Source organism: Azospirillum griseum (assembly GCF_003966125.1).
GTDB classification, from domain to species: Bacteria; Pseudomonadota; Alphaproteobacteria; order Azospirillales; family Azospirillaceae; genus Azospirillum; species Azospirillum griseum.
The window spans coordinates 181,223-203,400 of sequence record NZ_RXMA01000005.1; the positions used below are offsets into that span (position 1 = coordinate 181,223).

The following is a 22,178-nucleotide window of genomic DNA, read 5'->3' on the forward strand; positions in this document are numbered from 1 at the left end:
TCCATCAATCCACAGCCCGGTCCGCCACGCAACCACAGCGTTGCGCGGCGGACCGTGTCTTGCGGGATCAGCGCTTGGCCGTCAGCACCCCGGCGGCGTAGGGGATCGCCAGCAGGGCTTGCAGGGCGGCCCAGGCCAGCGCCTCCCGGTTCGGCTGGGTCCAATCGACCTCGTGCAGCGCCTGCAGGAAGGGAAGCTGGCCGTAAATCAGCGATTCCAGCGGCACAAACCCTTCCGCCAGCACGGTCAGGGCGGCGGTCAGCAGCAACCCGGCGGCGAGCAGCGACTCGACCGGCAGGCGGCGGACGGCCCCGCACAGGCAGCGGGCCGGGGCGTCGGTGGTCGGGACCGCCGGGCGGAACAGCCCGTCGATGGCCCAGGCCGCCGCAACACCAGCCCCCGCCGGACGGCGCGCGGCGCGGATCAGGCCCAGGGCCAGCAGCCCAACCACCGGCATCACGGCGTAGACGTTGGGGAAATCGCGGTAGCGGCCATCCCAGACGATCAGGGCGGCCCAGACCAGCGACAGGCCGGTGATGGCCAGCGCGGTCCACCGGCCCAGCGACTCGACCCCCGACAGCGCCGGGCGCGGAACCCGCAACCCGGCCAGCGGTTCGCGCGCCAGACCGCCGCCCGCCAGAGCGCGTTGCGCGCTCAACAGCACGGCCAGCGACAGCAGGGCGGTGACGGTCAGCATGACGGCGGCGAGCGCGGTGTCGTGCCAATAATGCTTGCCGTGCAGCGCGGCGTGGACGGCGTGGACAAAGGCGCTGGACAGCGCTTGCGTCAACAGCGCCAGCCCCAGCCACCCGGCGTTGCTGACGCGCCCGCCGCGCAGGGCCAGCCCGGCCAGCAGCAGCAGCGCCAGCCCGCTCGACAGGCCATAGAGCCGGGGCCAGTCGCGGTTTTCCACCACCGGTCCGGCCAGGGAGAATTTCGCCACGCGGTCGGCCCCATACAGGCCCCAATGGCCGCCGACGGTCCCCTCCAGCTTGGCTTTCCATTCCTGATCGAAGGCTTCGATCACATTGTAATCAAAGCCTTCCTGCGCGGCCAACCGGACGAAGCCGTTGACGAACAGCGCCTTGTTGACCAGCCCCGGCACGGCGGCCCCGCGCGATCGGCCCGCCGTCGGCCAACCGGTTTCCCCAACCAGGATCGGCTTGCCCGGAAAACGCTGGGCGATGACGTGGTAGGAGGAGCGGATGCGCTCCGTCGCCCCGGCGACTCCGGCCGGGACGTCCTCCCAATAGGGCAGCAGATGAATGGTCAGGTAATCGACATGGTCCGCGATCTGCGGGTATTTCAGCCACCATTCCCAGACGTCGGCGTAGGACACCGGCTGTTTGACCGCCGCCTTGACCCGGTCGATGTAGCCCGTGACCTGTTCGGGCGTCAGTTCGCGGCGCAGCAGCACCTCGTTGCCGACGATGACGCGGGTGATGGTGTCGGGGTAGCGGTTGGCCAGATCGATGAGGGAGGCGATCTCCGCCTCGTTCTTCTCCGCCTTGGACGACAGCCACGCCCCCATCGTCACCTGAAGCCCGTGCTTGCGCGCCAGTTCCGGCACGATCTGCAAGCCTTCGAGCGAGGTGTAGGTGCGGATGCCCGCCACCTGCGGGGCGAGTGCGGCGATGTCCTCCTCGATCTGCGCCGGGCTGGGGAAGACCTGCGTCAGCGGGCTTTGGCCGTCGCGGAAGGGGGCGAAGGACACGCTTCGCAGCTTGCCGCCGGGCGGCGGTTCAAGGGGAACCGGCCGGTTCGGCAAGGACCACACGGCGAGGTTCGCAAGGCCGACGACGAGAATCGCGGCAAGGATCGGGATCAGTCGCATGGGCGGGATGTCTACACCAAAGACGGGGCGGGTTGAAGACAGGGTAGGGCGGCGCAAACCGGCAAAAGAAAGGCGCGTTTCCCATCTGGGGGAAACGCGCCGGTTCCAGGTTGGGGATGGTTGTCCCCGATCAACAGCGGGCGGACCCGCTCTATTCCATCAGTGTGCTCGACAGCGTTTCGATCAACGCTCGACGAACGCCTTTTCGATCACGTAATTCCCCGGCTCGCCGTTGGTCCCCATGACGAAGCCCTTGCGCTCCATCATCGCCGAGGTTTCGGCCAGCATCGCCGGGCTGCCGCAGATCATCACGCGGTCGTGCGCCGGATCCAGTTCGGGCAGGCCGAGATCGCTGTACAGCTTGCCGGTTTCCATCAGCGTGGTCAGGCGGCCGCTGTTGCGGAACGGCTCGCGCGTCACGGTGGGGTAATAGAGCAGCTTTTCCTTCACCTGCTCGCCAAAGAACTCGTTCTCCGGCAGCTCGTGTTGGATCAAATCGTCATAGGCCAGTTCGGCGACCGTGCGGGTCCCGTGGGTCAGGATCACCCGCTCGTACTTCTCGTACAGCTCGGGGTCCTTGATGATGCTGAGGAAGGGGGCCAGACCGGTGCCGGTGCTGAGCAGATACAGGTTCCGCCCCGGCGTCAGATTGTCGGAAATCAGCGTGCCGGTCGCCTTGCGGTTGACCAGAACCGTGTCGCCTTCCTTCAGGTGCTGAAGCCGCGAGGTCAACGGTCCGTCCGGCACCTTGATGCTGAAGAACTCCAGAGTCTCTTCGTAATGGGCGCTGACCAGGCTGTAGGCGCGCAGCAGCGGGCGCCCGTTCACCTCAAGACCGATCATCGTGAACTGGCCCGGCAGAAAGCGGAAGGACGGGTCACGGGTGGTGGTGAAGGTGAACAGCGTGTCGGTCCAGTGGTGAACGCGCAGCACGCGCTCCTGAATGAGGTTGCTCATGGAGATTCCAAAGACTGTGGCGATGCCAGGGCTGGCTTTCGGGGCCAGCTTTCGGGTTCGGGCGTGCGTTCAGGTGGCGGAACGGGGGCTGCCTCCACGCAGCGGCCAAAACCTAGCAACAATTCCGCCCGAAGGCCACGGCTTTATACCAAGCCAGCGGGCGAGTCTGGACACATACAACACTGAAATCAGCGTGAAACCTTGATCCAGATCAATCCATCCGTCATTCCGCGCTGGGCGGGGCGAACAGATAGGGGGACAGGCCGCGCAGGTTCTCATCCACGATAAGCCGATGATTCAACGGCGGAAACGCCCGCTGAGAACAATCCAGGCGCGGGCACAGGCGGCAATTCACACCGATGGGGGTCGCCGCTTCGGTGTTGGCCAGATCAATGCCATCCGCATAGGTGACGTGCGCGGCGTGGTGGGCGTCGCAGCCCAGCGCGATGGCGAATTGCTGCGGCGGGCTGCGGTGGCCACCCCCGGCCTTGACCACGGTGCGGGCGATGGAAAACCAGGTGGTCCCGTCCGGCATCTGGGCGACCTGGCTGTGCACCTTGCCCGGTGTTCGGAACGCTTCGTAAACGATCCAGCGCGGGCAGCCGCCGCCAAAGCGGGCGAAGTGGAATCCGGCCCCGGAGAAGCGCTTGGACACGTTGCCGGCGCTGTCCACCCGCATGAAGAAGAAGGGAACCCCCTTCGCCCCGCTGCGGTGCAGGGTGGTCAGGCGCTGGCACACCTGCTCAAACGACGCATCGAACCGCCTCCGCAATATTTCGATATCGTAACGAACGGCGGTGGCGGCCTCGTGGAAGCGTTGGTAGGGCATCAGCACGGCGGCGGCGAAATAATTGGCCAGACCGATGCGGGCCAACCGCCGGGCCTCGTCGTCCGACAGGTTGGCGGCCTCGACGATGCGGTTCAGCAACTCGCGGTGCCGCAACAGGGCGATCTGACAGGCGAGCTGGAAGCTGCGCCCCGACGGGGCCAGCATCTCCGACAGCAGCACCCGGCGGCTGTGGCGGTCGAAGCGGCGGACGGCGTAGCCCATCACCTCCGACGGCAGCAGGCGGACGCGGACGCTGTGCTGGGTGTTCAACCAATCGACCAGACCGCGATAGAGATCGCCGCGCTCCAGATTGCCGTCCTTCCACAGCGCGTCGGCGGCGTCCTCCAGTTCCGGGAAATGGTTGGAGTGGGCCTGGAACAGGTCGCGGACCTCGTCCTGGGGAAAACCGCTGCCCTGGACCAGATGCAGCTTTTCGCGGTCGGCCACCCGTTCCGACAGGGCTTGCAGATCGTCGCGCGCGCTGCGGAAACCGCGATAGAGCGCAACCACCGCCTGCCCCAGCGTGGGGGCAACGGCGGCCAGTTCGCGGAAATCCTGGTTCTTGATGTCGGAGCCGTTGAACAGCGGGTCGGCGAACACCTCGCGCAGACCGGCGACAAGGCGGCTTTCCTCATCCTCGGCGAAGGCCTGGAGGTCGACGCCGAAATTCTGCCCCAGCTTCAGCAGCAGCGGGACCGTGACCGGGCGTTGGTTGTGCTCGATCAGGTTCAGATAGCTGGGGGAGATGCCCAACTGGTCGGCCATCTGCGCCTGGGTCAGGCCCTGATCGCGGCGCAGCCGCCGCACCTTCGGCCCCAGCATCGCTTTTTTGTCCATGCCCGTCGCCCCCAACCGCCGCCCGGCACCGCCTGTGCGGATTTACAAACTTTACCGATTTACAAAAAGTTTGAGACAGCAGTTTACAAACGGACCTTTTTACAAACAAGGGCTTATTGCAACGCACAGGGGGCGGGCGTAACACTTTGTCCATGGCCGCGCTGCAAAGCCAACGGCACCCAAACAAGGCTCGGCAACGAGCGTCGGGACCGAAAAAAGGCCCGCCCCGAGGATTTTCATTCGCCCCCTGAACCAGGGCAAAACCGGACAGAGAAGGACACCGATCATGTCGCTCGACGAAAAGACCAAGGCCGCCCTCCGCGCCGCCCGTTACGAAGGCATCCGCCGTGACTACACCGAGGAGGATGTCAAGCGTCTGAGCGGCTCGGTCAAGATCGAGTACACGCTGGCCGAAATGGGCGCGCAACGCCTGTGGGAACTGCTCAACACCGAGCCGTACATCAACACGCTGGGCGCCTTGACCGGCAACCAGGCGATGCAGGCGGTCAAGGCCGGCCTGAAGGCCATCTACCTGTCGGGCTGGCAGGTCGCCGGTGACGCCAACACCGCCGGTCAGATGTACCCCGACCAGAGCCTGTACCCGGTCAACTCCGTCCCGGCGGTGGTCGAGCGCATCAACAACACCTTCAAGCGCGCCGACGAAATCCAGACCGCCGAAGGCAAGGGCGACACCTATTGGTTCGCGCCGATCATCGCCGACGCCGAAGCCGGTTTCGGTGGCCCGCTGAACGCCTTCGAACTGATGAAGGCCATGATCAAGGCCGGTGCGGCGGGCGTGCACTGGGAAGACCAGCTCGCCTCGGAAAAGAAGTGCGGCCATCTCGGCGGCAAGGTGCTGATCCCGACCCAGCAGCACATCCGCACCCTGAACGCCGCCCGCCTGGCCGCCGACGTCAGCGGAACCTCGACCCTGGTGATCGCCCGCACCGACGCGGAGTCGGCGCAGCTCATCACCTCGGACATCGACGAGCGTGACCATCCCTTCATCGATTTCGCCTCGGGCCGCACCACCGAAGGCTTCCACCGTCTGAAGACCGGCGTCGGCGTCGAGCATTGCATCGCCCGTGGCCTGTCCTACGCCCCCTACTCCGATCTGCTGTGGTGGGAAACCTCCAAGCCGAACCTGGACGACGCCCGCAAGTTCGCCGAAGCCATCAAGAAGGAATTCCCGAACAAGCTGCTGGCCTACAACTGCTCGCCGTCCTTCAACTGGAAGGCCAACCTGGACGACGCGACGATCGCCAAGTACCAGCGCGAGCTGGGGGCCATGGGCTACAAGTTCCAGTTCGTCACGCTGGCGGGCTTCCACTCGCTGAACTACGCGGCCTTCACGCTGGCCAAGGGCTACGCCGCCCGTGGCATGGCCGCCTACTCCGAATTGCAACAGGCCGAGTTCGCGGCCGAGAAGGACGGTTACACCGCCACCAAGCACCAGCGCGAAGTCGGCACCGGCTACTTCGACGCGGTCGCCACGGCGATCTCGGGCGGCACCTCCTCGACCACCGCCTACAAGGACTCCACCGAGGCTGACCAGTTCCATTGATCGGGAGTTGGTCCGTGATCCGGTGTGCGAGCCGGATCGTTTTGAACGGCTGATGCTTTGACTTTTCAACGGCCGGGGGGAAACCTCCGGCCGCTTTTTTTTCACGCCGATCCGATGGGAAAGCCCCGCCCTTGGGGTATGGCTGCCCTGCACCGTGTCGTACCGGGATGGTCGACCACCGCGTGAAACAGCGTTATCAATCTGAAAAATATGAGATTTTTCCGATAGGAAACGTTGCCGTCTTTCGGTTGCGGCGCGGAATCCGTTGTTGACTTGAGAACGCTTCAAGACCACTTACATCGCATGCTGAAAACAAACCGATCCGGGACGTAACGGTCCCTCCACGCCGGGCACCCCACACGGAGTCCGGTGGCGGGTCTGACCCCTGTGCCGCTCGCGCGGCGCGGGACGGGTCGACACCGCCGCCGAGTCGTTCCGTGGCGGAGCCGCCGCCGGATGATCCGGCCCCGGCGTTTCTGATCGACATGATGAAAGGACAGTGCAGTATGGAATATTCGCTCACAGGAAAGTCCATTGCCATTCTCGTCTCCAACGGCTTTGAAGAAGCGGAGATGACCGAACCCCAACGCGCTCTGCTGAAGACCGGCGCGACCCTGCGCACGATCTCGACCGAGACGGGTCTGGTGAACGGCTGGCATGGCAAGTCCTGGGGCCATTATTTCCCGGTCGACAAGCCGCTGGGCGAAGCGCTGGGCGCGGATTTTGACATGCTGCTGCTGCCGGGTGGCGAGCGCAGCGTCGCCAAGCTCCAGCAATCGGCCCACACCCGCCGCATCGTCGGCCATTTCCTGGACGCCGGGAAGCCGATCGCCGCGATCGACCACGGCATCCAGCTGCTCGCCATTCCCGGCAAGCTGCGTGGCCGCCTGCTGGCCGCGCCGGAAGCCTACCGCGCCAACCTGATCGCCGCCGGTGGCAAGATCAGCGACGACGGTCTGGTCGTCGATGACATCACCGTCAGCGCGCTCGGCCAGGACCAGCTTGCCGAGTTCGTCGAGGCGGTTGTGAAGCTGTTTGGCGAATCGGCGGCCCTGCGCGCCGCCGCCTGATCGCTTCGGCGTCCGCGACACTCGGTCTGTGGTTGCAAACGACCGCCGTGCCTTCGGGTGCGGCGGTCGTTTTGCGTTTTGGCGCAAGATCTGTGTTGATAATATTAAACGCTTCCCGTAAGAAAATTAGACACCGAAGGATCGGAATCATCGAACATCCATCGCTCTGACATTGCGCGCGGAAAAGGCAGGGAAATGGCTAAAACACAGGCATTTTCACGATTCACCATCCGCGCCAAGATCATGGCGGCGGTCGTTGGCACGGTGGTGATGGCGGGCGGTTTTGGCCTGTTCACGCTGGATCGCATCGACATTCTAAACAGCGCGGCGGAGATTTTGCGGGGCCGCTCGCTGCCGGGGACCCAACTGGCCGGGCAGTTGACGGCGGCGGCGCAAAGCTACCGCATCGCCGAAGCGGCCTACGCCCTGTCGAACAACGCCATGCAGATCGATCAGGTCGAAACCAACCTGAAGGCGGCGGAGTCGAACGTCGCCCGCCTGCGCGCGGCGGCCGGGCCGCAATTTGCCAGCGGCGAACTGGCCGAACGGCTGACCGCTTTTGACGAGGCGTGGAAAAACTACACGACCGCCGCCGACCGGGTGCGCACGCTGGTGCGCGACAACCAAAGCCAATCCGCCGCCAGCGTTTTCAAACGCCCCAGCGCCGTGGCCTTCGCCCGCGTTCAGGAAACCCTCAACGCCCTGATGGATGGCACGATTCAAGAGGCGGGAACGGTCGCCGACCGGGGGGCGGAGGTGTACAGCACCGCGCATGGCATGGTGGTTGGGGCGGTGGCGCTCTGCACGCTGCTGTCGCTGACCTTTGGCTGGGCGCTGGTGCGCAGCGTGTCGCGGCCGATCCTGGCGGTGGCCTCAGCGTTGGAGCGTCTGGCCGCCCGCGACTTCTCCGCCAGCTTCGAGGATGGCCGCCGCGACGAGATCGGCCGCATGGCCGCCGCCGCGCGCGTGTTCAAGGACAACATGCTGGAGGCCGAACGGCTTCAGGCCGAACAGGAGCGGCTGAAGGCCGCCGCCGCCGAGGAGCGCCGCCGCGAGCTTCAGGGCTTGGCCCAGGGGTTCGAGGCGACGGTCAAGCGGCTGGTTGAAACCTTGACCGAGTCCACGGGCCGCCTGTCCGGCGCGGCCAGCGGCATGGCGGTCAGCGCGGCCGACACCGCCAGCCACGCCGGTGCGGTGGCCGACGCCTCGGCGCGCGCCTCGGCCAATGTGGACAGCGTGGCGGCGGCCACGGCGGAATTGTCGGCGTCCTTTGCGGAGATTGCCCGTCTGGTTGGTGATTCGGCGGGGATTGCCGCCACGGCGACGCGCGACGCCGAACGCGGCACGCGGGTGATGGGCAGTCTGGCCGACGCGGCGGCGGAGATCGGCAAGGTGGTCGATCTGATTTCCGGCATCGCCGGACAAACCAATCTGTTGGCGCTGAACGCCACCATCGAAGCCGCCCGCGCCGGGGAGGCGGGCAAGGGCTTTGCCGTCGTCGCCAGCGAGGTGAAAACCCTGGCTGGTCAAACGGCCAAGGCGACCGGCGAGATCCAGGCCCGCATCGCCGACATCCAAGCGGCGTCGGGCACGGCGGTGGACAGCATCGCCGCCGTCACCCGCACCATCGCCAAGCTGAACGAGATCGCCGGGGCGGTCGCGGCGGCGGTGGAGCAGCAGACCGCCGCCGTCGGCGAGATCGCCGCCAACATCCACGACGCCGCCGACGGCACCCGCGCGGTGTCGGGCAACATCGCCGCCGTCACCGGGGCGGCGGCGGCGGCGGAACAGGCGTCGTCGGTGATGGTCGCCACCGTCACCGACGTGGCGGATGACACCGCCCGCATGCGGACGGAGGTCGATGGCTTCCTGTCGGCGCTGCGCGCGGCCTGAACCGGGATCGTGTGGGGACAACGGGCGGGTCAGCAGACCCGTTCCTCCACACCCACCCGGTCGGCGGGGAAGGTCAGGCGCACGGTGGTCCCCTGGCCCGGCGCGCTGTCGATGTCCAGCCGCCCGCCGTGCAGGGCCACCTGCGCGCAGGTCAACGGCAGGCCCAGACCGGTTCCCACCTCGTCCGTGGTCATCCGGTCATGGGCTTGGGAAAAAGCCGTCAGGGCGAGGGGGATTTGCTCCGGCGTCATGCCGCGCCCGGTGTCGCGAACGGACAGGGTCAGCGTTCCATCCCCGTTCCGGTGGGCCGCGACGGTGATCCGCCCGCCCGGTGGGGTGAATTTCAGGGCGTTGCCGACCAGATTGGTCAGCATCTGCCGGATCATTGTGGGATCGCCGTACAGGCTGGGCACATCCGCCCCGACATCGCAGCCCAACGCCACCTCTGCCGCGTCGGCCCGCGCCGCCATCATGGCAAAGGTGACGTCGATCAGGCTGGTCAGATCGCTGGCTTCTTCATACAGCTCCATCTTTCCCGCTTCGATCCGGGCGAGGTCGAGCAGGTTGTTGATGAGTTCCAGCATGTAATCGCCAGCGGTGACGATCTGGGCGGCGGCCTCGCGGTAGCGTGGGTTGGTCAGCGGCCCCATCACCTCATCGCGCAGGATTTGGGCAAAGCCCATGACCGCGTTCAGCGGCGTGCGCAGCTCATGGCTGAGATGGTGGACATAGTCGGATTTCCGCCGGTTGGCCTGTTCGGCCGCGTCGCGGGCGGCGGCCAATTCAAGCGCGCGGTGCTTCAGGTCGGTGATGTCGGTGCGCACGCCGACGGTTCCACCATCGCTGGTGCGCCGCTCCTCGATGCGCATCCAGCGGCCGTTGCTCAACTGCACCTCCATCGCCGGGCCGCCCTTGCGGTGCAGTTCCAGCCGCTGCTCCACCCAGGCCTCCGCCTCTTCCGGCGAAAGATGGTAGAGGCCGTGGGCCGAGGTCTCGCGCAGCAGCGGCTCAAACCGGGTGCCCGGGGTCAGCTCGTCGCGGCAATCGCTGAACAGGTCCTGGTAACGCTGGTTGCACAGCACCAGACGATCATCGGCGTCGAACAGAACGAATCCTTCGGCCACGCTTTCGATGGCGTCGAGCAGCCGGGCGTGGCTTTGCCGGGCCTCCCGCTCGGCGCGCACGCGTTCGCTGACGTTGCGGACGCTGCACAACACACGGTCGCCGTCCATCAGCGCGACCAACCGCGCTTCAAAGGTGGCGTCGCTTTGGTTGGAAGACGGGGCGGGCAGGGTGAATTCGAATCCGACGACCGGCTCCTCCGCCGACAGGCGGGCCAGCGCCTCGTCCAACTGCGCTCCGGCGGGATCGGGCAGGACCTCTTGCGCACGACCGTTGAGGAAGCGTTCGGCGGGAATGTTCAGTTCGGTCGGGCTGGCGGTGGCGAAATCCAGGATGGTCCCGTCGCGCCGCAGTTCGAACCGCAGATCGGGATAGGCGTAGGACAGGGCGACAAGCTGTTCGGTCAGCCGGGCCATCTCCTGCCGCGCCGCGCGGTCGGCGGTGGCTTCCAGCAACAGCAGCGGGGGGCTGCTGGCGGACAGGCGCGCGGGCGCGCGCGTGACGCGCACGTCGAGATCATCGATGCGGACACGGTCCCCGGCCTGAAGGGCGACGGTGGCCCGACCGGGCCGTCCGCTGTCGCGGCAGCGCGCGAGCGCGGCGCTTGCCGCCGCGTTGGCCTGGACACGGAGCACCGTCTGCCGGTCGAGCGCGGGGAGGTCGATCAGGCCGGCAGCCGCCTCGTTCAACCACACCACCAAACCGTCCGCGCCCACCAACCACAGCGGAGCCGCCAGCCCGACCAACAGGTCGAGACCCAGACACCCCGGATCATCGTGGTGGGGAACGGTCATTGACGCTCCGTGTGGCGATCCATGACACCGATTGTCCCGTCAGCTTACTACGGTGCAACGGTGATTGCAGCCGTTGCCTTGGCAGGTGTGTCTACGGCGTGTCCCAGTAATGGCAGGCGACCGCGTGGCCGGGGCCGACCGGCTCCAGCGTCGGCACCGCCTGCGCGCAAAAGCTCCGCGCCTTGGGGCAGCGCTGGCGCAGGGTGCATCCATCGGGCTGGCGCAGCGCCGAGGGGGGATCCCCCTCCAACGCCGGGCGGTCGCCGCGCGCCGCGCTGAGCATCGCCTGGGTGTAGGGGTGGCGGGCGTGGTGGAGCAGATCGTCGGCGCTGCCGCGTTCCACCACCCGGCCCATCAGCAGCACCAGCGCCCGGTCGGCGTGGCGCAAGCCCTCCTCCGCCCGCTCCGTCGTCAGGATCAGCGACAGATGGCGGCGGTCCCGCGCGGTCAACAGATCGTCCCAGAACTCCGCCCGATCCTCCGCCGACAGGGTGGCCAGCGGCTCGTCGCAGACCAGGGCGCGGGGATCGGGCATCAGGGCGCGGGCCAGGCCGACGCGCGCGGCCTCCAGCGGGCGCAGGCTGGCGGGCCAGCGGGTGGCCGTGTCGGTGGGAAGGCCGACCGCGCGCAGCGTCTCGACCACCCGTTGGGGGCGGCGGTCGGCGGGGATGTCCGGGCGCAGCGATTCCAGCACCGCCGTCAATTGCGCCCCCACCGTCATCGCCGGGTCAAGCGACCCAGCCGGATCGGGAAACAGGGGCTGGACGTCGCGGCGGACGCGGCGCAGCGTCGCGTCGTCGGCCTTGGTCAGGTCGCGGCCCATCCACACCACCCGGCCCGTGCTGGGGGCCGGAAGGTGCAGCAGGGCGCGGGCCAGCATGGCCTTGCCGCTGCCGCTTTCGCCCAGCAGCACCAGGGTTTCACCGTCGACCAACTCCAGATCCAGGCTGTGGACGGCGGTCAGGCGGCGCGCCTCTCCCGTCGGGCCGGTGCCCATTGGAAAGGACATGGTCAGGCCGTGGGCGGTCATCACGGCGGCCCCGGCGGGATGATGCGCGTGATCGGGGGCGGGCAGCGGGTCGGGGATGGGCGGGGTGGGCAGCACCCGTCCCTCGTGCAGGCACAGACGCGCGTCGGCGGGGCCGTCCAGCCCGTCTTCCGGGCGTCCGGCCAGGATCAGGGCTGTGGCGCTGCTCCGCGCCCACTCGGCCAACCGGTGCAGCAGCCGCAAGCGCACGGTCGGATCCAGCCCGGCGGCGGGCGCGTCGGCCAGCAGCACCGCCGGGCCGACGGCGATGCCCAGCGCGAACAGCGCGGCCCAGCGCAGGGAGTCCGGCAACCGTTCCGGCGGCAGGTCGAAGCGGCGGGCGGCGGGGGGAACGCCCATGCGGTCCAGCGCGTCGGCCATCCGACGCAGCGCGGCGCTGGCGTCCAGCCCCAGATGATGGCCGATGACGTCCGCCGCTTGCAGCGCCAAGGGGCGTTGCGGGGCCAGCCGCCCCCCTTGGGCGATCAGCAGGCGGCGACCGTCGGTCCGCGCCTGTCCGGCCAGGGTGACGCCGGGCAGCGGCAACCCGGCCAGGGCGCGCAGCAGCAGGGTCTTGCCGGTTCCGGCCCCGCCGGTCAGCGACAGCACCTGTCCGGCGTCCAGACGCAGGTCGGCGCGGTCGATCAGCACGCGGTCGCCCGCCAGCAGGGTCAGGGCCTGGGTCGAGACGGGCGCAGCGGCGGTGTGCGGCGATGGGGCGGTTGCGGCGTGGGTGGGTGGAGTCATGGCCGGTCCATCACGGGCGGGCATCGGGGGCGGAACCGCCCGGCAGGCCGTTTGACGGGCCGCCGTGCGGTCCCTCGGCGGCCAGACGCAGCGCCTCGTCGGCGACGGCGTGGAACGCCCACAGCGACAGGGCCAGCAGCAGGGCGGCGGGAACCAGCGCCAGGCCATCCCCCAGCCGGGCCGCCACCCCCACGGCCCCGCCCCAGCTTCCCACCGACGACGGCAGGCCAAGACCGAGCAGGCTGGCAAGGCTTTCCACCGCCAGCGCGCGCGGCAGGGCGATCGCCCCGGCGGCCAGCAACGGCCGCACCGCGTTGGGCAGCAGGTGATGGAGCAGCAGCGCACCCTTGGACCGCCCGGCGGCGCGGGCGGCGGTCAGGAAATCGCGGCGCAGCAGGGCGCGCAGGTCCTGATGGGCCAAACCGGCGACCAGCGGCGCGGCGCTGAGCGCCACCAGCGCGGTCAGAACCGGCAAACCGCCGCCGGTCAAGCCAACCCCCAGCGGGACCAGCAGCGCCAACGGCAGCGCCACCAGCCGGGCGGCGGCACCCATCAGCCGACGTTCGGCGCGGTCGCCCAGCGCGATGGCCAGCCCGCTCCACGCCACCCCCAACCCGGCCCCCAACAGCCCGCTGAGCAGGGCAAAGGACAGGCTGCCGCGCCCGTCGGTCAGGGCGGTCAGCACCGGGTCGCGGTCGGCGCGCAGCGGCCCCGCCCCGTCGTTCAGCAGCGGGGCGACGGTGCAGGCCAACGCCAGCGCGACCAGCAGGGCCAGCCCGGCGGCCCCCTTGCCATGGTGGGTGGTGGTGGGAAGGGGCGGCGGCGCGCTCATCGTCCGGCTCCGGTCACGCGTTGCAACCAGCCGCCCAGCGCGGACCCCAGCGCCCGCAGCAGCCCGGCAAGGCCGCACAACGCCATCAGGGCGGGCAGGCTGCCCGACAGAGAGCCGACGCGGGCGGCATCAATCAGCAGCGCGCCCAGACCGGGCAGATCGAGCAGGCTTTCCACCGCCGTCGCCCCGGCCAGCGCGGACAGCGCGGCGTTGGCAAAGCCCCCCGTGACGGGGGCCAGGGCGGCGGGCAGGGCGAGGTGGCGCAGCACCGTGCGGTCGTCCAGCCCCAACCCCTCGGCCATGCGCAGCGCGTCGCTGGTCAGTGCGGCGGACATGGCCGGGCGGGCCAGCCGGGCGGCGTGGCAGGCGGCGGGCAGGGCCAGCGCCGCCCAGGCCAGCGGGGCAGCGGCGGCCCCGGACCGCACCGCCAGCGCGGCCAAGGCGGCCAGCAGAAAGCCCGGCAGCAGCGGCCCGGCGGCGATCAGGGCGCGCCCGGTCCAACCGCCGCCGCTGTGCGGGGGCAACCCGGCCCAGGCGCCGGCCAATGCTCCCAACCCGGCCCCCAGCAGCAGGGCGGGGGCGACCAGAAGCAGGGTGAAGGCGGTGGCGGCCAGCAACCCACGCGCGGCGTCCAGCCCGCTCAACCCCACCGCCCACGCCACCGCCCAGGCCAAGGCCGCACCGGCGGCGATGGGCAGGAGCGTGGCGGGCAGCGTGTCGATCAGGCGGCGGACGGCGGTGCGCGGCATCGGGTCGGAGCGGTCTCGGCAAAAGCGGGGGAATTCGTGGGGAGCGGAGGGGGTGAAGCGGGTGAGGAACCGCCCATTCGCGACCGTAAGCGCGCCCGCCCCGGATGGGCAACGAAATTGGCGTGGGTGCAGACGCGACGGGCGCAAAATTTTCATCCGGCACGGCGGCGCGATGGCGGCGGCGTCCCCACATCAGTCAGGATGCCACCCTGTTCCCTTTCCCGACGGATCGCTCCGTGATGACCGCCGACCCGCTTTTGCCCGTTCCGCTCGCCACCGCTGCGGAGCCGATTCTGGCCCCTGGGCGCAATTGCTGGCGGGTGGAGCGGGCCGACCGGCTGGCGGTCATCGTGGACGCCGAGGATTATTTCCTGCACGCCAAGACGGCGCTGCGCCGCGCCCGCCGCAGCGTCTATCTGACCGCCTGGGATTTCGACGCGCGCATCCGCCTGACTCCGCAATCCCACCGGGTCCAGCGTCCCGACCGGCTGGGCCGTCTGTTGAACTGGTTGGCCACCACCCGCCCGGACCTGCGCATCCATGTGCTGAAATGGGATTACGCCGAGGTCTTCGATCTGGCGCGCTGGAGCCGCCCCTTCCTGCTCCGCAACGGCCTGACGCACCGGCGGCTGCAATACCGGCTGGATGGCGACCACCCGACCGGGGCCTGCCATCACCAGAAGCTGTTGGTCATCGACGATTCCCTGGCCTTCTGCGGCGGGTTGGATCTGACCGCCAACCGCTGGGACACCCGCGCCCATTTGGGGCAGGACCGCCGCCGCCGCCAACCCGACGGGACCCCCTATGACCCGTTCCACGACGCCATGATGGCGGTGGACGGCGACGCCGCCCGCGCGTTGGGGGAGCTGTTCCGGGGGCGCTGGCTGCGGGCCACCGGGGAAAGCCTGGAGCCGCCCGCCCTGCCGATCCTGGTTCCGCCGCCGCGCCGTTTCGCCCACCGCCGGTTCCTGCGCCGCGCGTCGCCGGACCCCCGTGTGGCGGCCGACCCCTGGCCGCCCGCGCTGGCGGCGCTGGCGCGTGGAACCCGCGTCGGCATCAGCCGCACCGATCCCGGCGGCAACGGGCGACCGGAAGCGCGCGAGGTCGAGGCGCTGTTCCTCGACGCCATCGCCCGCGCCCGCCGCGTCATCTATCTGGAAAGCCAGTATTTCGCCTCCACCGCTGTGGCGCGGGCGCTGGCGGCGCGCTTGGCCGAGGCCGACGGGCCGGAGGTGGTGGTCGTCAACCCGGTGCGCTCCCCCAGTTGGTTGGAAAACGCGGTGATGCTGGGCGCGCGGGCCAACCGCCTGCGCGAGCTGCGGGCGGCGGACCGTTATGGCCGCTTCGCCGTCTATTGCCCGCGCGCCGACGATGGAACCCCGATCACCGTCCATTCCAAGGTGATGGTGGTCGATGACCGGCTGTTGCGGATCGGGTCGGCCAACCTCAACAACCGCTCCATGGGGCTGGACAGCGAATGCGATCTGGCGTGGGAAGCCAACCCCGGGGCCCCCGCCGAGGCTGAGCACTGCCGCGCCATCGCCCACAGCCGCGACGATCTGATCGCCGAGCATCTGGGCGTGGTGCCCGAACGGGTGGCGTTGGAAACGCGCCGTCGCGGGTCGCTGATCGCCGCCATCGAGGCGCTGCGCCGCCCCGAAGGCCGTCGGCTGGAACCGCTGGCCGATGGGGAACCGGAGGGGGCGGGCCGGACGGTGGCCGACACCGGCCTGTTCGACACTGGGCTGCTCGATCCGGGCCTGTTCGATCCCGAGCGGCCGGTCGGCGCGGTGGAGCTGTTGCGCGGCGTCCTGCCCTCGCGCGTGCCGCGCCGCCACCGCTGGCTGCTCGTGGCGCTGGGGCTGCTGGCCCTGCTGCTGGCGCTCACCCCCGACCACGCGGAAGGGTTGGAGGCGGCGGACCCGACCATGGTCGGGCTGGCGTGGCTGTGGCAGGCCGCCATCCTGAGCCTGCACCGGGCGGAAGGCTGGGCGTGGGGCCTGCTGGTCGATTATGGTGGTTGGCTGGCGGCGGCGCTGGCGTTGGTGTGGTTGGCCCGCGCGGCGACACGGCGGGCGGGGATGAACAGGGGAAGCGATCAACCGTGATCCAATTCAGCCGTGACCGAGTTGAACGCATCGCGTCCGCCCTGCGCGCCGCCGGTGCCCGGCGTCGTCCCCGTCGGCCGGAGCGGCGCGACGATCCGGTGCCCGCCGGGGCGACCGCCTTTTCGGTGGCGACCTGGAACATCCACAGCTGCGTCGGGCTGGACGCCCGCTTTGCCCCCGACCGCATCGCGCGGGTGATCCGCGATCTCGATGTCGATCTGATCGGGCTTCAGGAAATCGGTTGGCACCATCGCGGCGAACCGGGGTTGGACCAGTTCGCCCATCTGGCCGAGGCCACCGGCCTGACCGCCTACGCCGCCCCCACCAAGCACCATGAGCGCGCCCATTACGGCAACGCTCTGTTGACCCGGCTGCCGGTGCGCGACTTCACCACCGTCGATCTGTCCATCGGGCGGCGGGAGCCGCGCGGGGCCGCCGACGCGGTGGTGGAGGTGCAGGGGCGGCCCGTGCGCGTCATCGTCGCCCATCTGGGCCTGGACCCGTGGGAGCGCGCCGAACAGGTGGGGATGATCCTTGACCGGGTGGCAGCAAAGCCCGACCTGCCCACCCTCTTCATGGGCGATCTCAACGAATGGACGCCCAATTCCCCCCGGCTGCGGCGGCTGGGGGCCTTCTTCGCCGACGCCGCCGACCCGCGCAGCTTTCACGCCCGCTTGCCGACCCTGCGGCTTGACCGTCTGTACGTCACCGCAGGGTTGAGCATTCCCGCCTTCGACAGCGTGCGCACCGCCCTGACCCGGCGGGCGTCAGACCATCTGCCGGTGCGCGCCACTTTGGCCTTGTCTTGACGGAACCGTATGGTTTGGTCATTTAGACCAATGGCGATAGGGGTTGGCCCTAGGTCTTTTGCAGCCCAGCAAAATGACGCGTTGCAATGTTCTTTGCACAACAGAGCCTTGCGTCGTGGAGGGGGGCGAAAGACCGTTGACATCGCCGCACTGCAAGATACAGTTGGCCATACGATCAATTCGTAACACGATCATCACACGGCCCCGAAGCCACCACCGCCGGGGATCAGCACGACGCGAGGACGGGATTTGCTGTACCACCTGTACGACATGCAACACGCGGCCATGCGGCCGATGCGTTTCTGGGCCGAAGCCGCTCAACACACCTTTCAGAACCCGCTGATGCCGCTGTCTTACACCAAGCTCGGGCGCGCCGTGGCGGCCAGCGCGGAACTGGTGGAACGGACGACCCGGCGCTTTGCCAAGCCCGCCTTCGGCCTGGGTGAAACGAAGATCGACGGCCAGACCGTGGCGATCACCGAACGCGTCGTCACCACGACCCCCTTCTGCCATCTGCTGAACTTCGCCAAGCCCGAGGGCACGCCGCGCCAGCCGCGCGTTCTGCTGGTCGCCCCGATGTCGGGCCACCACGCCACCCTGCTGCGCGGCACGGTCGAAGCGCTGCTGCCCGATCACGACGTGTTCATCACCGACTGGATCGACGCCCGTCTGGTTCCGCTGGCCAAGGGCAGCTTCGATCTGGACGACTACATCGAGACGGTGCAGGAGTTGGTCCGCTTCCTGGGCGAGCGCACCCACATCATCGCGGTGTGCCAGCCCGCCGTTCCGGTGATGGCGGCGGTGTCGCTGATGGCCGCCGGGGACGAGGCGGTGCAGCCGCGCAGCATGACCCTGATGGGTGGCCCGATCGACCCGATGGCCAACCCGACGACCCCGGTCAAGCTGGCGGTGGATCGCCCGCTGAAGTGGTTCGAGCGCAGCGTCATCACCACGGTTCCGGTCTATTACCCCGGCGCGTTCCGCCGCGTGTATCCCGGCTTCATCCAATTGTCGGGCTTCATGTCGATGAATCTCGACCGCCACATCGGCGAGCATGTCGGCCTGTTCCGCCATCTGGTGCGCGGCGACGGCGATTCGGCCGAACAGCATCGCCGGTTCTACGACGAATATCTGTCGGTGATGGATCTGTCGGCGGATTTCTACCTGCAAACCATCGAAACCGTGTTCCAGAAGCACGCCTTGCCCAACGGCACCTGGGTGTCGCGCGGGCGCAAGATCGCCCCGTCGGCGATCACCAAGACCGCGCTGATGACGGTGGAAGGCGAGTTGGACGACATTTCCGCCCCCGGCCAGACCATCGCGGCGCAACGCCTGTGCTCGGCCTTGCCCGACAACATGCGCAAGACGCATTTCCAGAAGGGGGTCGGCCACTACGGCATTTTCAACGGCCGCCGCTGGCGCGAAAGCATCCTGCCGGAGATCCGCAGCTTCATCCAGGCCCACGACGGCGAGTGACCGTCGGCAGGGGAGACGAACAGGGGCGGCGGTGTTGCGTCGCCCCCTTTTGCGTTTCCTGTTCCACTGCGTTGTCCCTTTTCCTGCGAGGCTGGGCGCGCGATGCTGGACCCGCACAACCCCGTGGTGGTTCCCAACCATGACCGAGGATGATGAGACCGTGACCTCGCCCTGCGTGCGGCGCTGCACGTTGGACGACAACGACGTGTGCGTCGGCTGTTTCCGCAGCCTGGACGAAATCCGCGATTGGACCCGTCTGACCGCCGCCGGGCGGCGCGCGGTGTTGGACCAGGTGGCGCGGCGGCGGGCGGCGTCCCCGAAACCCTGGTGGAAGGGGTTGGAGCGCCGCCGCTGACGCGGTCAGGGCAATCGCTTGAAGCATTGTGCACCAGACCAAAACAAGAATGGACACGGATTTCACGGATTTTTTCACGGATTTCGCGGAACGCGCCTCAGAGCACCCTGTTTGCCATTTTGCGGCAACCCTCCTGACGGGTTGTGGGAGGCAATTGGAGTCAAAAATCCGTGCAATCCATCCTTTTGTCCGTGAAATCCGTGTCTATTCTTGCTTGCGTGACGATGACCGCTCGTTCAAGCGATTGCCCTGTGACGCGGTTATCGTTTTGACGTCGGAGCGCTGAGTGTGGCCTGTGAGCGTGGCGGATCACTCCGCCGCCAGACCGCCGCCCAGCTCGATTCGCACCTCCACCACGCCGGGTTCGTCCATGTTTTCGCGGCGGACAAAGCCCAGGGCGCGGCACATGTTCAGCATGTTGGTGTTTTCGCGCAGCACCTCGCCATAGACCTCCTTGATGCCGCGCGAGCGGGCGTAATCCAGAATCTTGTTCATCAGGATGTAGCCCAGCCCCTGGCCCTTCATGTCGGACCGCACCATCACGGCGTATTCGGCGCGCAGATTGTCGGGGTCGGCGGTGATGCGGACGACGCCGTACATGATGGTGGTGCCGGTCTCGGGATCGGGGCCAACGGCGATCAGGCCCATTTCGCGGTCGTAATCGATCTGGGTCAGGCGCGCGGCGGCCTGGTGCGACAGGCGCTTCAGCGGCGCGAAGAAGCGCAGACGCAGATCCTCCGCCGTCTGGTTTTCGACCAGATGATGCACCAGCGGTTCGTCTTCCGGCAGGATCGGGCGGACGAAGAACTGCCGACCGTCCTTGATGGTGATGCGGTCCTCCAGCGCCTTGGGGTAGGGGCGGATGGCCAGCCGCTTGGCCCCGGACAGGGCGGGGGTGGCGACCTTGATGCGGGCGTCGAGCGCCAGCACGCCGTCGGCGTCGGCCAACAGCGGGTTGATGTCCAGCTCGGCGATTTCCGGGAAATCGACGATCAGTTGCGACACCTTGTTCAGCGTCAGCGCCACGGCATCGAGATCGACGGCGGCGCGGGAACGGTAGCCCTGCAACTGCTTCCAGATCCGGGTCCGGCTCATCAGGTCGGTGGCCAGCCGCATGTTCAGCGGCGGCAGGGCCAGCGCGCAATCCTCCACCACCTCCACGCCGATGCCGCCCTCGCCGAACAGCAGGACCGGGCCGAACAGCTCGTTCTCGGTCATGCCGACGATCAGCTCATAGGCGTCGGGCCGCACCGCCATTTCCTGCACGGTGAAGCCCTCGATCCGGGCGTCGGGGGCGTGTTCGCGCACGCGGTCCAGCATGGCGTCGGCGGCGGCGCGCACCTCCTCCGGGCTGCTCAGGCCCAGGGCGACGCCGCCCACGTCGGATTTGTGGGTGATGTCGTGCGACAGGATTTTCAGGGCGATGGGGCCGCCGATCAGCCGGGCGGCGGCGGCGGCCTCCTCCGGCGTTTCGGCCACGCGGGTGTCCACCACCGGCACGCCATAGGCGGCCAGCACGCGCTTGGCCTCATACTCGCTCAACCAATCGCGCTTTTCGGCGATGGCGCGGGCGATGATGCGCTTGACGGTGATGCCGTCGGGCTGGAACTCGTCGGCCACCGACGGCGGGGTCTGCATCAACAAATCCTGGCTGCGGCGGTAGCGCACCAGATGCAGGAAGGCGCGCACGGCGTTGGACGGGCCGTCGTAGGTCGGGATGCGGTTGGCCGCGAACAGTTGGCGCGCGTCCGCCGCCGATCCGTCGCCGATCCAACTGGTCAGCACCGGGTGGCGGCGCGACTTGTTGGCCAGCACCGTGTCCGTCACCGCCTGGGCGATGGCGGCGCTGTCGGTCAGGGCCGACGGGCAGTGCAGCACCAGAACAGCGTCGTTGCTGGTGTCCTGCATCAGGGCGTTGAGCGCGTCGGCGTAGCGTTTGGGGCTGGCGTCGGCCCCGACCAAAATCGGGTTGCCGCGCGCGGCCCCGCCGGGCAGGGCACCCAGCGCGGCGGTGATCGCCGCTTGCGTCTCCGGCGACAGGCTGGCGAGGCGGCCCCCGGCGTGGATCAGCTTGTCGGTGGCCATCACCCCCATGCCGCCGCCGTTGGTCAGGATGGCCAGCCGGTCGCCGACGATCGGCACGCCGGTTCCCAGCGTTCCGGCGGCGTCGAACAGTTCGGCCAGATCGTTCACCCGCAGGATGCCGGCGCGGCGGAACACGGCGTCATACACCGCGTCCGACACCGCCAACGCCCCGGTGTGGGAGGCGGCGGCCTCCTGCGCCTCGTCCGACCGGCCCGCCTTGATGACGATGATCGGCTTTTGCCGGGCGGCGGAGCGCGCCGCCGACATGAATTTGCGCGCGTGGCTGATGCTCTCGATGTAGAGCAGGATGGCGCGGACGGTGACGTCGGAGGCGAGATAATCCAGCAGGTCGCCGAAATCCACGTCGCCCCGGTCGCCCAGCGACACCAGATGCGAAAAGCCGATCCCGCGCGAGGTCGCCCAATCGGCGATGGAGGTGACGACCATGGAGGATTGCGCCACCAGCGCCACGTCGCCCTTTTTCGGGGCCACCGGGCCGAAGCTGGCGTTCAGCCCCCGCCCCGGCACCATCGCCCCCAGGCTGTTCGGCCCCAGCACGCGCATGACATAGGGTTTGGCCGCGTCCAGCATCGCTTGCGTCTGTTCGGCGGTCATCCCGCTGGTCATGACGATGGCGGCCTTGGTCCCGCGCTTGCCCAGCGCCTCGATCGTGGCGGGGACGCTGGCGGGGGGCGTGCAGATCACCGCCAGATCGGGGGTGATCGGCAGGCTGTCCACCGTCTTGTAGGTCAGAACGCCCTCAACCGACCGCTCGGTCGGGTTGACCGGCATCACCGGCCCGTCGAATCCGGCCTGGAACAGGTTGCGGGCGACGACCGCCCCGACGGTGCCCGGCTTTCGGCTGGCCCCGATCAAGGCGATGGAGGCGGGCTTGAACAGCTTGTCGAGGTTGCGAACGGTCATGACCGGATCCGGTGCAAGGGTGGCCGCGTCGGCGCAGCATACCCCGCGACGGCGACGGTTTTTGTGACGAACAGCGCACAGGGGCAGACTCATCCCGTTTGCTGCGTCGCAACATTACGGGTTGGTATGACCATTGGACAAGGGGACGTTTCGTCGCGCCCGGTCG

At 68.6% G+C, this 22,178-nt stretch carries 15 protein-coding genes; 7 read left to right on the forward strand and 8 right to left on the reverse strand.

Features of this window, described 5'->3' with window-relative positions; all coding sequences use genetic code 11:
• Positions 1–67: 67 nt before the first annotated feature.
• The 3 genes from EJ903_RS07940 to EJ903_RS07950 form a co-directional block, all read right to left on the reverse strand.
• Positions 68–1,834 (reverse strand): glycoside hydrolase family 17 protein, encoded by a 1,767-nt coding sequence (locus tag EJ903_RS07940; RefSeq protein ID WP_126613853.1) that lies wholly within the window; start codon positions 1,832–1,834, stop codon positions 68–70.
• 183 nt (positions 1,835–2,017) lie between these two features.
• Positions 2,018–2,791 carry a ferredoxin--NADP reductase gene (locus tag EJ903_RS07945; RefSeq protein WP_126613855.1) on the reverse strand — a complete coding sequence of 258 codons (774 nt, stop codon included), beginning with the start codon at positions 2,789–2,791 and terminating at the stop codon, positions 2,018–2,020.
• A gap of 223 nt (positions 2,792–3,014) precedes the next feature.
• On the reverse strand, positions 3,015–4,457 hold the full coding sequence (locus tag EJ903_RS07950; RefSeq protein WP_126613857.1) for a helix-turn-helix domain-containing protein: 1,443 nt from the start codon (positions 4,455–4,457) through the stop codon (positions 3,015–3,017).
• 286 nt (positions 4,458–4,743) lie between these two features.
• Between EJ903_RS07950 and aceA the strand changes: the two genes are divergently transcribed.
• From aceA to EJ903_RS07965, 3 genes are all read left to right on the forward strand, one after another.
• Entirely contained in the window at positions 4,744–6,021 is a 1,278-nt protein-coding gene (aceA, locus tag EJ903_RS07955; protein WP_126613859.1) for an isocitrate lyase, read from the forward strand.
• A 506-nt stretch (positions 6,022–6,527) separates the two neighbouring features.
• Positions 6,528–7,091 (forward strand): DJ-1/PfpI family protein, encoded by a 564-nt coding sequence (locus EJ903_RS07960; protein ID WP_126613861.1) that lies wholly within the window; start codon positions 6,528–6,530, stop codon positions 7,089–7,091.
• 195 nt (positions 7,092–7,286) lie between these two features.
• Positions 7,287–8,984: a methyl-accepting chemotaxis protein gene (locus EJ903_RS07965; RefSeq protein WP_126613863.1), complete on the forward strand. Its 1,698-nt coding sequence runs from the start codon at positions 7,287–7,289 to the stop codon at positions 8,982–8,984.
• A 29-nt stretch (positions 8,985–9,013) separates the two neighbouring features.
• On the opposite strand, the gene EJ903_RS07970 is transcribed toward EJ903_RS07965, so the two are convergent.
• From EJ903_RS07970 to EJ903_RS07985, 4 genes are all read right to left on the reverse strand, one after another.
• Positions 9,014–10,900, reverse strand: coding sequence for a PAS domain-containing sensor histidine kinase (locus tag EJ903_RS07970; RefSeq protein WP_126613865.1), 1,887 nt, complete (start codon positions 10,898–10,900; stop codon positions 9,014–9,016).
• Positions 10,901–10,991: 91 nt separating this feature from the next.
• Positions 10,992–12,674, reverse strand: coding sequence for an ABC transporter ATP-binding protein (locus EJ903_RS07975; RefSeq protein ID WP_126613867.1), 1,683 nt, complete (start codon positions 12,672–12,674; stop codon positions 10,992–10,994).
• Positions 12,675–12,684: 10 nt separating this feature from the next.
• Positions 12,685–13,506: an ABC transporter permease subunit gene (locus tag EJ903_RS07980; RefSeq protein WP_126613869.1), complete on the reverse strand. Its 822-nt coding sequence runs from the start codon at positions 13,504–13,506 to the stop codon at positions 12,685–12,687.
• Complete coding sequence (locus EJ903_RS07985; protein ID WP_126613871.1) at positions 13,503–14,255, reverse strand: ABC transporter permease subunit; 753 nt, start codon at positions 14,253–14,255, stop codon at positions 13,503–13,505. Before EJ903_RS07985 ends, EJ903_RS07980 begins: the two co-directional genes overlap by 4 nt.
• Before the next feature lie 239 nt (positions 14,256–14,494).
• On the opposite strand from EJ903_RS07985, the gene EJ903_RS07990 reads away from it, so the two are divergent.
• The 4 genes from EJ903_RS07990 to EJ903_RS08005 all read left to right on the forward strand — a co-directional run bounded on the left by EJ903_RS07990 (position 14,495) and on the right by EJ903_RS08005 (position 19,003).
• Positions 14,495–16,363 carry a phospholipase D-like domain-containing protein gene (locus tag EJ903_RS07990; protein ID WP_210211401.1) on the forward strand — a complete coding sequence of 623 codons (1,869 nt, stop codon included), beginning with the start codon at positions 14,495–14,497 and terminating at the stop codon, positions 16,361–16,363.
• Entirely contained in the window at positions 16,360–17,172 is an 813-nt protein-coding gene (locus EJ903_RS07995) for an endonuclease/exonuclease/phosphatase family protein (RefSeq protein ID WP_126613873.1), read from the forward strand. Before EJ903_RS07990 ends, EJ903_RS07995 begins: the two co-directional genes overlap by 4 nt.
• A 249-nt stretch (positions 17,173–17,421) precedes the next feature.
• Positions 17,422–18,648: a polyhydroxyalkanoate depolymerase gene (locus tag EJ903_RS08000; protein ID WP_126613875.1), complete on the forward strand. Its 1,227-nt coding sequence runs from the start codon at positions 17,422–17,424 to the stop codon at positions 18,646–18,648.
• A gap of 139 nt (positions 18,649–18,787) precedes the next feature.
• Positions 18,788–19,003, forward strand: coding sequence for a DUF1289 domain-containing protein (locus EJ903_RS08005; RefSeq protein ID WP_126613877.1), 216 nt, complete (start codon positions 18,788–18,790; stop codon positions 19,001–19,003).
• Positions 19,004–19,312: 309 nt separating this feature from the next.
• On the opposite strand, the gene EJ903_RS08010 is transcribed toward EJ903_RS08005, so the two are convergent.
• Complete coding sequence (locus EJ903_RS08010; RefSeq protein WP_126613879.1) at positions 19,313–22,012, reverse strand: bifunctional acetate--CoA ligase family protein/GNAT family N-acetyltransferase; 2,700 nt, start codon at positions 22,010–22,012, stop codon at positions 19,313–19,315.
• Between the last annotated feature and the right edge of the window lie 166 nt (positions 22,013–22,178).

What these genes read in the sequence shown, in the direction of transcription:
- EJ903_RS07940 (WP_126613853.1), bottom strand. Translation starts at nt 1,834, where the DNA reads ATGCGACTGATCCCGATCCTTGCCGCGATTCTCGTCGTCGGCCTTGCG.
- EJ903_RS07945 (WP_126613855.1), bottom strand. Translation starts at nt 2,791, where the DNA reads ATGAGCAACCTCATTCAGGAGCGCGTGCTGCGCGTTCACCACTGGACC.
- EJ903_RS07950 (WP_126613857.1), bottom strand. Translation starts at nt 4,457, where the DNA reads ATGGACAAAAAAGCGATGCTGGGGCCGAAGGTGCGGCGGCTGCGCCGC.
- aceA (WP_126613859.1), top strand. Translation starts at nt 4,744, where the DNA reads ATGTCGCTCGACGAAAAGACCAAGGCCGCCCTCCGCGCCGCCCGTTAC.
- EJ903_RS07960 (WP_126613861.1), top strand. Translation starts at nt 6,528, where the DNA reads ATGGAATATTCGCTCACAGGAAAGTCCATTGCCATTCTCGTCTCCAAC.
- EJ903_RS07965 (WP_126613863.1), top strand. Translation starts at nt 7,287, where the DNA reads ATGGCTAAAACACAGGCATTTTCACGATTCACCATCCGCGCCAAGATC.
- EJ903_RS07970 (WP_126613865.1), bottom strand. Translation starts at nt 10,900, where the DNA reads ATGACCGTTCCCCACCACGATGATCCGGGGTGTCTGGGTCTCGACCTG.
- EJ903_RS07975 (WP_126613867.1), bottom strand. Translation starts at nt 12,674, where the DNA reads ATGACTCCACCCACCCACGCCGCAACCGCCCCATCGCCGCACACCGCC.
- EJ903_RS07980 (WP_126613869.1), bottom strand. Translation starts at nt 13,506, where the DNA reads ATGAGCGCGCCGCCGCCCCTTCCCACCACCACCCACCATGGCAAGGGG.
- EJ903_RS07985 (WP_126613871.1), bottom strand. Translation starts at nt 14,255, where the DNA reads ATGCCGCGCACCGCCGTCCGCCGCCTGATCGACACGCTGCCCGCCACG.
- EJ903_RS07990 (WP_210211401.1), top strand. Translation starts at nt 14,495, where the DNA reads ATGACCGCCGACCCGCTTTTGCCCGTTCCGCTCGCCACCGCTGCGGAG.
- EJ903_RS08005 (WP_126613877.1), top strand. Translation starts at nt 18,788, where the DNA reads ATGACCGAGGATGATGAGACCGTGACCTCGCCCTGCGTGCGGCGCTGC.
- EJ903_RS08010 (WP_126613879.1), bottom strand. Translation starts at nt 22,012, where the DNA reads ATGACCGTTCGCAACCTCGACAAGCTGTTCAAGCCCGCCTCCATCGCC.